This window comes from Protofrankia sp. Cj3 (assembly GCF_917627355.1).
In the GTDB taxonomy this organism is placed as follows: Bacteria; Actinomycetota; Actinomycetes; order Frankiales; family Frankiaceae; genus Protofrankia.
Genome location: NZ_CAKJTR010000007.1, coordinates 14879 through 27780, shown reverse-complemented (window position 1 = coordinate 27780; position 12902 = coordinate 14879). Strand labels below are relative to the sequence as shown.

The following is a 12902-nucleotide window of genomic DNA, read 5'->3' as shown; positions in this document are numbered from 1 at the left end:
CCAGCCACAACCACCCCCGCCTGGTTGGCACCAGCAACCGCCGCCAACCGGATGGGGCCAGCCACAGCCCCCACCCGGTTGGAACCAGCAACCGCCAGGCGATGCTGGCCAGTACGGACCAGGACAGCCCGGATCATGGCATCAGGCCGAAAAGCCGGGGATCATCCCGCTGCGCCCGCTCGCGGTCGGCGAGATCCTTGACGGTGCCTTCACCGCGGTGCGCCGCAACCCCGGGGCGACCGTCGGGCTGACCATCGCCGCAACCGCCGTGGTCCAGATCATCAGTACCCTGCTGACCGCCTGGAGCCAGCGGACGTCCACCGCGGCTGAGGGCTTCGCCACAGCCGTGACCTTCGTGCTCTACGGCGTTCTCGCCATCGTCCTGGCCGGGATGCTGAGCGCGGTGGTCAGCGAGGCCGTCCTGGGTGGCAGGATGAGCGCCGGAGAGGCTCTGCGGCGCATCCAGCCTCGGCTCGGAGGGCTGATCGGCCTATCGATCGCGGTAGGTCTCCTGACCGTGCTCGGGCTCATCGGGCTGTTTGTCGGCGCCATCTTCGTCATGGTCGCGCTCTGCATGGCGACTCCCGCCTTCGTTCTCGAGGGCGGCAGCATCTCGACAGCCCTGCGGCGTTCGTGGACGCTGGTCCGCGGCACGTGGTGGCGGACCTTCGGAATCCTGCTGCTCGCCGAGATCATGGTCGGGATCCTCACGGCCATCCTCCTGATCCCTCTTGCCGTGATCATCGCTGTCGGCGGCGGTTCCCTGACCGATCCGTCCAACGGCACGCTGACGGCACTCGGTCTCCTCCTCACCGCCGTCATGAACATCGCGGCCAGAGCTGTGACCACGCCCATCAGCGCGGGGGTCATCGTGCTGCTGTACATCGACCGCCGCATCCGGCTGGAGGGGCTGGACGTGACGCTCGTCCAGACGGTGCGGGAGCGCGCGACGAACGACCGGAGGTACGAGTAGACGTCATGGTCGGGCCAACGGTCACCCATGACGGGGCGGCGGGCGAAGCCCGCCGTGAGCTTTCCAGGACGATCTATCACGAGGCCGGCCCGGGATGGTCCGAGCGCGTGCTGAACTGGATCGGCGATCGGCTGACCGACCTGTGGACCAGCGCCACACAGCCGTCGGGACGCGGGCTTGGCATAGCGGCGATCGTGATCGTGGCGGCCCTGGCCGCGGGCGTCGTGTGGCTGCGCCTCGGCCCGGTCCGACGGCGCTCGCGGACGGACCCGGACGATCTTTCTCTCAGCAGCCCGCTGTCCGCCGCCACGCTGCGCGCCGAAGCCGACGGCCTCGCGCTCGCGGGCGCGTTCGCCGAAGCGGTGCGGTCACGGCTGCGGGCAATCGTGCGGATGTTGGAGGAGACCGGAGTGCTACAGCCCCGGCCAGGGCGTACCGCGGGCGAACTCGTCGCCGAGGTCGCCCGGATAGACGCCGGGAGCACGCCCGCGCTGGCCGCCGCGGTGACCGTATTCAGCGAGATCTGGTATGGCGCGCTCGACGCGTCCGAAGCTTCCTACCGGCTCGTCGTCCGGGCGGATGAGGCGCTCACCGGCATGCGCCCACGCCCGGTGGGCCAGGCCGCACGCGGTGCGGTGCCGGTGTGACCGCCACCGCGCTACCTGCCAGGCCCGATCCGCGGGCGGTCCGCCGTGGTGTCCGGATCGGCGCCGTCCTGGCGCTGCTTGTCGTCGCCTACGCGGCGGCGTCCGCCATGATCGAAAAATCCAGCGATCGCCCGCTCGATCCGGCGTCGGCCGCACCAGGCGGGACCAGAGCGCTGGCCGAGATCCTGCGGGCGCGCGGCATCGGCGTCACGGTGAGCGATGATCCTGTCGCGGCCACGGCGGCTGCCCGCGACACCACGATCGTGATGCGCTATCCCGAACGTGTCAGCCCTGCCACCCTCGACGCCCTCACCGCGGTGGTCGGCCGTGGCGGTGACGTACTGCTCCTCGAGCCGACCACCGCGGTCCTCAACAACCTGGATCTGCCGCTGGCCAACACCGGCGGTGTGCCGGCCGCGGCGCGTGCGCCAGAATGCCAGCTGCCCGAGGCCGTGGTGGCACGGGCCGCCGTCGTGGGCGGCGGATCGGGCTTCCGGGTCACTCAACCGGACGCCACCGGTGTGACAGCCTGTTACCCAGTGCGTTCGGCCGCGACCCTGGTCGTGCTGGAACAGCCGGTCCGTACCGCCTCGGGAGCCCCGGCCGGACGGTTCGTCGTGTCCGGCAGCGCCGAGTTCATGACCAACAAGCAGCTGGCAAAGGAGGGCGACGCGGCACTTGCGATCGGGTTGCTCAACCGGCACCCGGGCGTGACATGGGTGCTCCCGCGTCCGGGCGGACCAGGCTCGGTGGCCGCCAGGAGCAGCCTGGCGGACCTGCTTCCCGACCGGGTCGTGCTCGGCTGCCTGCAGATCGCCTTCGCCGTGGTCGTCCTCGCGTTGTGGCGGGGACGCAGGCTCGGGCCACCGGTGGCCGAACCGCTGCCGGTCGTGGTACGAGCGGCTGAGACCGTCGAGGGGCGAGGACGGCTCTACGCGGCGGGGAAGGCACGGGAGCTGGCCGCGGCGGCGCTGCGGGCGGGGCTGCGGGCACGCCTGGCCGAACGGCTCGGGCTGGCGACCCGGCCCCGCCCGGCAGCCTGGCGGGAACCAGCGGCGGCGCATCCCGAACCGGATCCGGACACGCTCGTGATCTCGGTTGCCGACCGGACCGGGCAGCCACCAGTAGAAATCAGGTCACTCCTGTACGGTTCCGGGATGAGTCATCCCATGGCCGCGGCCACCGGCATGTCCCAGCCGGCGCGCACATCGGTTACGGATCACGAACTGGTGGAGCTGGCGCAGCGGCTCGACGCGCTGGACAGGCAGGTGATGACACAGTGAGCGCGCCCGGGACAGCCAGCGACAGCGATGCCGTGGCGCGGACACCAGCTCGGAAAGAGGCGGCCACCGGGGCACCGGTGGCCGAACCGCGCCTGTATCCCGGCCGACCGGCAGCCCAGGCGCTGCCGGACCGGGGCACCTCGGACGATCCCGAAGGCGATTCCGAAGACGATCCCGAATCGGCCCGCCAGGCGTTGATCGCGTTGCGGGACGAGGTGGGCAAGGCGGTCGTCGGCCAGGACGCCGCTGTCAGCGGCCTTGTCGTGGCACTGCTCTGCCGCGGGCACGCGCTGCTCGAAGGCGTCCCGGGGGTTGCCAAGACCCTGCTGGTCCGGGCGCTTGCCACAGCGCTTTCCCTCGAGACCAAACGGCTGCAGTTCACCCCCGACCTGATGCCGGGAGACGTCACCGGATCGCTGGTCTATGACACGGCCACGTCCCGGTTCACCTTCCGGGAAGGGCCGGTGTTCACGAACCTGCTGCTCGCGGACGAAATCAACAGGACACCACCGAAGACTCAGGCCGCGTTGCTGGAGGCGATGGAGGAACGCCAGGTCAGCGTCGAAGGGGCACCACGGCGGCTGCCGGTGCCGTTCACGGTCATCGCCACCCAGAACCCGATCGAGCACGAGGGCACGTACGCGCTCCCGGAAGCGCAGCTCGACCGTTTCCTGCTCAAGCTCACCGTGCCGCTGCCGCAACGGGACGACGAGATCAGGCTGCTGGCCCAGCACGCCGCCGGCTTCGACCCGTCCGATCTGGCGGCGGCCGGGATCCGGCCGGTCGCCGGGCCGTCCCAGCTGGCGGTCGCCCGCGACGCGGTCCGCGCCGTCCAGATCCGGTCGGAGGTCCTCGGCTACATCGTCGATCTGGCCCGGGCGACGCGGGCCGCGCCCGCCGTCCAGCTCGGGGCCTCCCCACGCGGCGCCACCGCCCTGCTGGCCACGACCCGGGCCTGGGCCTGGCTGTCCGGCCGCGGATACGCGACGCCGGACGACGTCAAAACGCTCGCCCGGCCGACCCTGCGGCACCGGATCGCGCTGCGTCCCGAAGCCGAGCTCGAGGGCGTCACCGCGGACAGCGTCATCAACCAGGTGCTCGCCACGGTGCCCGTACCGCGGTAGCGCGCTACCACCGAAGGGTACACGATCATGATCGTGCCCGGAGGCCCGAAGGAGTCCCAGGTGGCTGTCACCCGGCGGGCAACGGCGCTCGCCTTCGCGAGCGTATTGGCCGTTGTGTTCTCCCCCGCCCCGGGATGGACGTTGCTGCTGGCCAATGGCCTGTTGATCGCCGCGATCGCGGTGGATCTCGCCCTTGCCGGCGGGGTGCGCACGCTGGTCTTCACCCGTTCCGGGCCAAGCACCGCACGGCTGGGAACGACGGTGCCACTTGTGCTGGCGGTGACGAACACCGGCCGCCGGACGGTCCGCGCCCAGGTCCGGGACGCATGGCCGCCCTCGTCAGGTGCCACGCCACGTGTCTGGCGGGTGACCGTTCCAACGGGGCAGCGACGATTCTGCGACCTGGTGCTGCGGCCCACCCGGCGGGGTGATCGTCACCCCTACCGGATAACCGTCCGCTCGTTGGGCCCCCTCGGTCTGGCTGGCCGGCAGGGACGGCATGCCGCGCCCTGGCGGCTGCGGGTGCTGCCGCCGTTCACCTCCCGCCGCCACCTGCCTGCCGCCTTGGCCCGCCTGCGGGAGATCGAGGGTGACGCCACGCTGCGCGGGGGCGGGCAAGGCTCGGAATTCGACAGCCTGCGCGACTACGTTCCAGGCGACGACGTACGGATGATCGACTGGCGGAGCAGCGCGCGGCGCGGCACCGTCGCGGTCAAGTCGTTTCGGCCGGAACGGGATCGCCGGGTCATCTGCCTCCTCGACACCGGGCGGACCAGCGCGGGCCGCATCGGCGACACCCCGCGCCTCGACCACGCGATGGACGCCGCCCTGCTGCTCGGCGCGGTGGCCGCCCGTGCCGGTGACCGGGTCAGCCTGATCGCCCATGACGCCGCCGCCCGCGTCACGCTCCCCGCGGCTGGCGGCCCGAATCCGCTGGTCCGGATGAGCGCCGCGCTGGCGCTGGTGGAACCCGTGCTCACCGAGACCGACCATCAGGCGATCGCCTCCTCGGTGCTGCGTATAGCTATCAGGCGATCACTTGTCGTACTGTTCACCGAACTCGTCCCGGCGGTGATCGAAGAAGGCCTGGTGCCGGCGCTGCCCGCGCTGACCGCCCGGCACACCGTCATCGTCGCGGCCGTGAGCGACCCGCGCCTGGCCGAGCTCGCGGCCGGGCGCGGGGACGTCCGTGCGCTGTACTCCGCCGCCGCGGCCGAGCAGACGCTGCTCCAGCGGCGCCAGCTCACCGGCCTGCTCCGCGGGCACGGCGTTCAGGTCGTGGATGCCCCACCCGCGACCTACGCGTCCGCTGTCACCGACAGCTACCTGAGCCTGAAATCCGCCGGCCGCCTGTAGGAGCGCGTGTGAGATCGTCATTCCGGCTCACTGATCGAAAGCCCGATCTCACACACGCTCTAACAGATCACCAGAAGATCGACCGAGACGGCCCACGGAGCCCCGGTCAGCCCCGGTCAGCCAGTCACAAAGCCCGGTCAGACGGTCGGCGCAAGGTCGATGAGAAGATCCTTTTCCAGGTCGCCCGTCTCCCCCGCGGCCACGGCACGGCTGCCGTAGACAAGGACATAGCCGACGAACAGCGCGAGGGCGACGGCACCGATGGCGATCCGCACCCCGGCGGGCAGGGATGACGGCGTCACGAACGCCTCGATCAAGCCGCTCAACGCCAGCGCGACGGCCAGCCCGAGTGAGATCACGACGGCGGCCCTGCCTTCCATCGCCAGGGCCTCGGCCCGGCGGCGCGGACCCGGATCGATCATGGACCACCCCAGCCGCAGACCGACCGCCCCCGCGGTGAACACCACGGCCAGTTCCAGCAGTCCGTGCGGAAGGATCAGCGTGAAGAACTGTGTTGACTCACCGCAACTGGTCATGTAACCGCCGACAAGCCCCAGGTTGGTGGCATTGGCCAGCAGCACCGCCAGGGTCGGCAGGCCCGCCAACGCACCGAGCGCGATGGCCGAGGCGCTCACCCAGGCGTTGTTCGTCCACACGTGCGCGGCGAACGAAGCGGCGGGGTTCTCCGAGTAGTACCGGGCGAAATCCGTCCGGCACATGGCCGCCACCTCGTCCGGGGGGAGCAACCCGCTGTAGGCGGCCGGGGAGTTCAGCACCCACAGGCCCAGGGCGAGGGCAACCGCGAGTGAGCCCGCGCAGGTGGCGAGCACCCAGCCGCGGCGGGCGTACACCGCCGCCGGGAAGGTCACGGTGAAGAACCTGCCGACGACATGCCAGCCCGGGTCCCGCGCGCCCGTGACAACGGCTCGCGCCCGGGTCACCGTGCCACCGAGACGGTCGACCAGTATCGGGTCCGGACAGCGGCTACGGATCACCGACAGATGGGTCGCGGCCCGCTGGTAGAGATCCACCAGTTCGTCGAGCTCGACGCCGGACATACGGCGGGGCCGCGCCGCGCGCCTGACAAGATTTTCCAGGCGCGCCCATTCAGCGCGATGCAGACCGACATACGCGTCAAGATCCACAATCTTCCCGCCTCTCCACCGCCGCGCCACGCTCCATACCCGGACCGCAACGCTGCATCTGAATCACGGCCGTTACCGCGCGCACACCGGACGGGTGGGGACAGACTGGATCAGGATAACCGGCGCTTCCGCCGGAGTTGCATCACCCGGGATCCGGCAGGCTGCACAGATGCGCGGAGAGACCGACCACAGGACGGGAAAAACAATCATGTACGGAACGGCACGGACCACAGGTGCGGCTTGAGCCAGTTCATCACCGGCGAGGCCGTCACGATCGACCTTCGAGTCGCCCGGCTCGGCTCGCGGCTCATCGCCGGGATCGTCGACTTCAGCCTTCAGCTCACCGCTCTCATGATCATGGCTTGGGTTGCCTTCAGGATCGTGGCTCCTGACAACGACGCGCTCGCGGCCACCGTCTATCTGCTCGTTGTGATCACGGTACTGGTGGGTTACCCGGTGACAGCCGAGACCGTCTGGAAGGGCCGCACCCTCGGCAAGGCGGCCATGGGACTGCGTGTCGTGCGGGATGATGGCGGGCCGATCCGGTTCCGGCATGCCCTGGTCCGGGGCCTGATCGGCGCTGTGGTCGAACGGCCCGGAGCCCTGCTGGGGATCCCCGCCGTGATCAGCATGTTGATCTCGGAAAAATCCAGGCGGCTGGGCGACCTCCTGGCCGGAACGGTCGTCCTGCAGGAGCGGATCCCACGCGGCACCAGCGCGCCGGTGACGATGCCCCCGCAACTCGCCTACTGGGCGACCACGCTGGATCTGTCATCGGTCGAAGACGCCCTGGCACTCGCCATCCGCCAGTTCCTCGGGCGGGTCCAGGACCTCTCGCCCGCGGCTCGCGAGCGGATCGGCAGCCAACTCGCCGCATCCGTACGGGCGGTCGTCACCCCGCCGCCGCCACCGGATACGCCTGGCTGGGCGTACCTGTCCGCCGTCCTTGCCGAACGCACCGCGCGGGCGCGGCGGCGCTTCGCCGACGCCCCCGCGCCGTGGCAACCGGGAGCTGCGCCGTGGCAACCGGGAGCCTGGAACGCGGGTTCCCAGCATCCGGGCTATCAGCGCCCGACAGCGCCGGATCCACTCCGGCCGTATCCGTATCCGTATCCGTACCCGTATCTGCCGGAGGGCCAGCAGGTCCCACCGGGACAGGGACCCGAGGACCCCGCATCGTCTGCCACCCGGCTGATCGAGCCTGCTGACAAGCCGGCGCCCGGGCCCTTCGTCCCCCCGGCCTGATCCGCCGCCGGCCTGGCTGACAGCGCCCGGTCGGCGGAGACCCCGGTAGCGGTGTTCTACCGGGGCCGACGAGCCGGGGTACCCGTGCATCGCGAAGCGATGTGCGGGGAGCGATGACGCGAGGCGCCGGCAGACCCTGGACGAACTTCCGGCGGCGACCGCTAAGGTCAGGAACCGTGCTCCCAGGAGTTGAGGTAGGTCTCCTGGGCCGGGGTGAGGACGTCGATCGTGAGACCCATCGTCGCGAGCTTGAGCCGCGCGACTTCCTTGTCGATCTCAACCGGGACATCGTGGATCCCCGGGGCGAGGGATTGCCAGTTCCTGGTCAGCCATTCCGCGGTCAACGCCTGGTCCGCGAAGGACATGTCCATGACCGCGGCCGGATGTCCCTCGGCGGCTCCCAGGTTCACCAAGCGCCCCTCGGCGAGCAGGAGCAGGCGACGGCCATCGGCCAGGACGTACTCGTCGGTCTGGTGACGCACCCGGCGCGGGCCCGCGACCGCCAGGTCGGACAGGGCCGTGATGTCAATCTCGATATCGAAGTGCCCCGAATTCGCGAAGATCGCCCCGTCCTTCATGGCCTCGAAATGCTCGCGGCGCAGGACGTCACGATTACCGGTGACGGTGATGAACACATCTCCGATGGCAGCGGCCTCGATCATCGGCAGGACGCGGAAGCCGTCCATGGCCGCGTCCAGCGCCTTGGTCGGATCGATCTCGGTGACGATCACGTTCGCGCCCATGCCCTTGGCGCGCGAGGACACACCGCGGCCGCAGTACCCGTAGCCGGCAACCACGACGGTCTTGCCCGCAAGCAACGTGTTGGTGGCACGGAAGATCGCGTCCAGTGTTGACTGGCCGGTGCCGTACCGGTTGTCGAACATGTGCTTGGTGTCGGTGTCGTTGACCGCCACCATCGGGAAGCGCAGCGCGCCGTCCTTGGTCATCTGCCGCAGCCGGATAACCCCCGTGGTCGTCTCCTCGCACCCGCCGCGCACACCCGCGAGCAGCTCGGTTCGGGTGGTGTGCAAGGTGTTGACCAGGTCACAGCCGTCGTCGAAGACATAGTGCGGAGCGCCGTCGAGCGCGGCGTTGATATGCGCGTAGTAGCCGTCGCGGTCAACACCGTTACGGGCGAAGGTGGGGATACCGTACTCGGCGACCAGCGCGGCGGCGGTGTCGTCCTGTGTGGACAACGGGTTCGACGCGCACAGGGCGAGCTGGGCGCCACCAGCCGCGAGCGCCCGCATGAGGTTGGCCGTCTCGGTCGTCACATGCATACAGGCCGCGATCTTCGCACCTTGGAACGGCTGCTCGACAGCGAACCGGTCGCGAATCTGCCGGAGTACCGGCATGGCCCGGTCCGCCCACTCGATTCGGGTCTTGCCCTGCTGGGCCAAGGCGAGATCGGCTATGTCGTTCTTGGGCAGGTCCGCCATTGGGGTTCTCCTGTCAACGGTGCTGCGGGCGTCAGACAACGGGGAGCACACAAACGGTGATCGAACGTCGACCAGCAGCCTTCCGGTCACCCGCCCGCCCTGTCAAGTAAGCTGACTTTTTCTTGTCAAGATGACCGGTGGTAATCATGACCATACCAAAAGTGCTGGACGCCCCACGCATACTCGACACAATCCGGACTCGCGTGCGCCTGCGCCCCGGCGAGCGCCTGCCGATCACACGTGCGGCCGGCGTTCTCGAGACGACCGCGCGGATGCTGCGATACCGGGAGTCCCTGGGGCTGCTTGCGCCCTCGCGCTCCAGCGGCGGCCACCGCGAGTACGGCGAGCGCGACCTCGCCGCCGCCGCCTACGCGGACGAGCTGGAGCGGCATTACGGCGTCGGCCCGCGCGACCTGGCCTTCGCCCTGCGCGTCCTCGCCGATCCAGCGGTGGCCGCCGACGTACACCGACTGGGCCAGCTCGTCCACCGGCTCGCCTCCACGCCGGTCGAAGCCCTCGACTTCGACGCGCAAAAGGCGCGCCGCCTACTGCGGATCTCCCGTTGATCCATGCCCCTGTCGCCGGAGGCCCCGGAAGGCCCCCGCGCTCAGATGGGCGGCGTGAGCGGGCGGTAGCCGGTGGTCACGCAGTCCGGGCAGGCCGTCGTGGATCTGAGCTGGCACGGCTCACCACTCAGCCTGGCCACCTGAAGCAGCGTCACACACCCAAGGCCCTCACAGGTCGGACACAACATGTTGACCTCGCGGGTGACCGACTCGGGCCGGTCGCCCGCGGCTGGTTCAGCGCTCACCTGGCCCGCCCACCGAAATTACCGATATCGTTAGTATTGTCCGCCTCCACGCCGGCATGCAGTGGGCCGGCATACAGTGGTCCCGTGGCCACCGGACCACTGTATGGAACGCGGTTGCACGGAGCACGGTAAGCACAATCCGGATATGTGGGACCTTCCCCGCGGGCCTGGCAGGACGTGGGCTCGCTCATGCCGCCGCACATGCACACGCACATCTCCGAGGTACGGCACGGTGACCAGCCGCACCCAATCGACCGCTCCGCGTACAGCCTGGCGGCGCCGCGCACAACGTAGCCCCATGCGGGGGCGGGCAAGCGCGCCGGGTACAGCTCCGCCACGGGGGTCGGTCAGAATCTCCCCGTGGGCCGAAGCTCACTGAATCATGGAAGGTGACGTTACCGCCGTGCAGAGAGACTCCGCGTTCCGCGCACGAGCGCAGCGTCGCGCATCGGATGCCGCCGCTGTCGCGGCGGGTTCCGACAGACCGGACGATGGCCTTGCGAACGGCGGTGGCCTGGCGAATGGCGGTGGCCTTGCGAACGGCGGTGGCCTGGCGAGCGCGGCCGGTACCGCCGGCTCCGCTACCGCCAGCGGAAACGGACAGCCGCCGCCGAGCATGGACGCAAGCGCGCCCGCAGCCGATGACGGCGACGTGGTGACCGGCGGCGATGGCGGCGGCAACGGTGGTGGCAGGCGGGGCCGGCTCAGCCGGATCGGGCTGGTCGTCACCGCCGCGGGCATCGGCCTCGCGCTGCTGTTCCTACCCATGATCAGCGCGGTCGGCCTGTTCGCCAAGGCATCGGCCGACCATTACCTGAGCCTGCCCGCCGAGCTGGTCACGCCACCGCTGCCCCAGACTTCCACCATCCTCGCCGCGGACGGCAGTGTCATCGCGACCCTGCGCGGCCAGGAGAACCGCACTGTGGTCGACGGCAAGGCCATTCCAACGGTCATGCGGCAGGCCATCGTCTCCATCGAGGACGCGCGTTTCTACATCCACGGCGGGGTTGACGTGAAGGGAGTCGTCCGGGCGGCGCTGCGCAACAGCGCGGCAGGCGACGTCCAACAGGGCGCGTCAACACTGGCGCAGCAATATGTCAAGAACGTGCTGCTCCAGAACGCGCGCACCAAGCAACAGCGCGAGGACGCCGCCGGGACCTCCCTCCAGCGCAAGCTCCAGGAGGCCCGGTACGCCGTCGCCCTGGAGAACAGCCTCACCAAGGACGAGATCCTCGAGCGCTACCTCAACATCGCCTACTTCGGCAACGGCAACTACGGCGTCGGTACCGCCGCCCAGAACTACTTCCATGTACGTATCACCGATCTGACGCTCCCCCAGGCGGCGCTGTTGGCCGGGCTCGTGCAGAGCCCGTCCCTGTACGACCCGGTGAACCATCCCGATGCCGCCAGGGTGCGCCGGGACGTCGTCCTGGACCGGATGGCCGAACTCGGTTACATCGACTCGGCCACCGCGGATGCGGCGAAGGCCACCCCGGTCACGGTGGTGCGTGCCGCCGCGGCCGCGGCGCAGGACTCGTGCGAGACGTCGACCGCGCCCTTCTTCTGCGATTTCGTGCGCACCCAGCTGCTGGCCGATCCCGCGCTCGGCGCGACCGAGGCCGAGCGTGCCCGGCGGGTCCACGAAGGCGGGCTGGTCGTCAGGACCACCCTGCAACCCAAGATCCAGGCCGCGGTCCAGGACACGGTCAATGCCGTCATAGCGCCGAGCAACCCGGTGTCAGCCACCGAGGTAGTGATCGAACCGGGCACCGGCAACGTCTTGGCGATGGCGGTGAACCGGGCCTTCGGCTCCAACGCCGCGGCCAATCAGACCAAGGAGCCGCTGCCGACCACGGCGGTGTTCCAGCCCGGCTCCACGTTCAAGACCTTCGCGCTCGCCGCCGCGCTGGAGGCGGGGTACGGGCTCAACACCCAGTTTTATTCGCCCGCATGCTACGTCTCCAAGCGGTTCCCCCGGGGGGATCCGCGCAGCGGCGGTGACTGTCCCACCGGCTTCGCCAACGCCGAACCGGAGGAAAGCGGCATCTACGACATGTCGAAGGCAACCTGGGACTCGGTGAACACCTACTACATCCAGCTCGCGGAGAAAATCTCCGTACCGGCCATCGTCAGCATGGCGACCCGGCTCGGGATCCCGGCTTCCTACCTGAAGGAAGTCTCCCCCGCAAAGGGGGAGATAGCCATTGGCTCCGAGCGTGTCACCCCGCTGGACATGGCCGACGCCTATGCCACGCTTGCCGCCCACGGCGTCCACTGTGACCCGCGTTATGTCCTGTCGGCCACCGACTCCAGCCAGCAGAACGTGGACATTGCCCCCGCACCCAGCTGCCGGCGGGCGGTGTCCGCCGGTGTCGCCGACACGGTGACGAGCGTCCTCACCGGAGTGATCACCCAGGGCACGGGATACCCGAACGCGGCGGCGATCGGGCGGCCAGCCGCCGGCAAGACCGGCACCACGGACAACTACTCGGCTGCGTGGTTCGTCGGCTACACCCCGCAGATAGCCGCCTCCGTCGCTGTCGGCAATCCCAAGGGGGCGCAGGGGAACCCCCTCAAAGGAGTCGTCGCCGACGGCCGGACATGGCCCCGGGTGTTCGGCGGGGATCTTCCAGCGATCATCTGGGGCCGCTCGCTGCGCCAAGCGCTCACCGGCGTGCCGGCAATGCCGATGTCAAAGGCCGATCCGACGGTGGCCCAAGGCACCAAGGGCGGTCTGCTCTCCACTCCCCCGCCGCAACCGGCACCCGCACCCACGACGGCTGGGCCGCTGCCGGGCGTCACGATAGCCCAGCCCGGAGCTACCACACCGTCGTTGGGCGCCATCCTGCCGACAGCACCGCCAGCCACAGCGGCCCGGT

11 protein-coding genes are annotated in these 12902 nt (G+C 69.9%); 8 read left to right on the top strand and 3 right to left on the bottom strand.

Features of this window, described 5'->3' with window-relative positions:
• The 5 genes from MJ783_RS01870 to MJ783_RS01850 all read left to right on the top strand — a co-directional run.
• Nucleotides 1-973: hypothetical protein (locus MJ783_RS01870; RefSeq protein ID WP_239308150.1), on the top strand; the 973-nt coding region annotated here is incomplete at its 5' end.
• Nucleotides 974-978: 5 nt separating this feature from the next.
• Complete coding sequence (locus tag MJ783_RS01865; RefSeq protein WP_239308149.1) at nt 979-1620, top strand: DUF4129 domain-containing protein; 642 nt, start codon at nt 979-981, stop codon at nt 1618-1620.
• Nucleotides 1617-2903 (top strand): DUF4350 domain-containing protein, encoded by a 1287-nt coding sequence (locus MJ783_RS01860; RefSeq protein ID WP_239308148.1) that lies wholly within the window; start codon nt 1617-1619, stop codon nt 2901-2903. The genes MJ783_RS01865 and MJ783_RS01860 overlap by 4 nt, the downstream gene beginning before the upstream one ends.
• 122 nt (nt 2904-3025) lie before the next feature.
• A complete protein-coding gene (locus MJ783_RS01855) occupies nt 3026-4027 on the top strand; it encodes a MoxR family ATPase (RefSeq protein ID WP_239308175.1) in 1002 nt (333 codons plus the stop codon).
• 60 nt (nt 4028-4087) lie between these two features.
• Nucleotides 4088-5383 carry a DUF58 domain-containing protein gene (locus tag MJ783_RS01850; protein WP_239308174.1) on the top strand — a complete coding sequence of 432 codons (1296 nt, stop codon included), beginning with the start codon at nt 4088-4090 and terminating at the stop codon, nt 5381-5383.
• A gap of 137 nt (nt 5384-5520) precedes the next feature.
• Here MJ783_RS01850 and MJ783_RS01845 read toward each other — a convergent pair whose 3' ends face one another.
• The gene (locus tag MJ783_RS01845; protein WP_239308147.1) at nt 5521-6528 is read right to left on the bottom strand and encodes a stage II sporulation protein M; all 1008 of its coding nucleotides are present in this window, start codon (nt 6526-6528) and stop codon (nt 5521-5523) included.
• 240 nt (nt 6529-6768) lie between these two features.
• Here MJ783_RS01845 and MJ783_RS01840 point away from each other — a divergent pair, with 240 nt between their 5' ends.
• Complete coding sequence (locus MJ783_RS01840; RefSeq protein WP_239308146.1) at nt 6769-7773, top strand: RDD family protein; 1005 nt, start codon at nt 6769-6771, stop codon at nt 7771-7773.
• 167 nt (nt 7774-7940) lie between these two features.
• Here MJ783_RS01840 and ahcY read toward each other — a convergent pair whose 3' ends face one another.
• Nucleotides 7941-9212 (bottom strand): adenosylhomocysteinase, encoded by a 1272-nt coding sequence (gene ahcY / locus MJ783_RS01835; protein WP_239308145.1) that lies wholly within the window; start codon nt 9210-9212, stop codon nt 7941-7943.
• A 146-nt stretch (nt 9213-9358) separates the two neighbouring features.
• Here ahcY and MJ783_RS01830 point away from each other — a divergent pair, with 146 nt between their 5' ends.
• Nucleotides 9359-9778: a MerR family transcriptional regulator gene (locus MJ783_RS01830; protein WP_239308144.1), complete on the top strand. Its 420-nt coding sequence runs from the start codon at nt 9359-9361 to the stop codon at nt 9776-9778.
• 41 nt (nt 9779-9819) lie between these two features.
• Here MJ783_RS01830 and MJ783_RS01825 read toward each other — a convergent pair whose 3' ends face one another.
• Nucleotides 9820-10023, bottom strand: a complete 204-nt coding sequence (locus MJ783_RS01825; RefSeq protein WP_239308143.1) for a hypothetical protein — start codon at nt 10021-10023, stop codon at nt 9820-9822.
• Between the two features lie 403 nt (nt 10024-10426).
• Here MJ783_RS01825 and MJ783_RS01820 point away from each other — a divergent pair.
• Nucleotides 10427-12902: transglycosylase domain-containing protein (locus MJ783_RS01820; protein WP_239308142.1), on the top strand; the 2476-nt coding region annotated here is incomplete at its 3' end.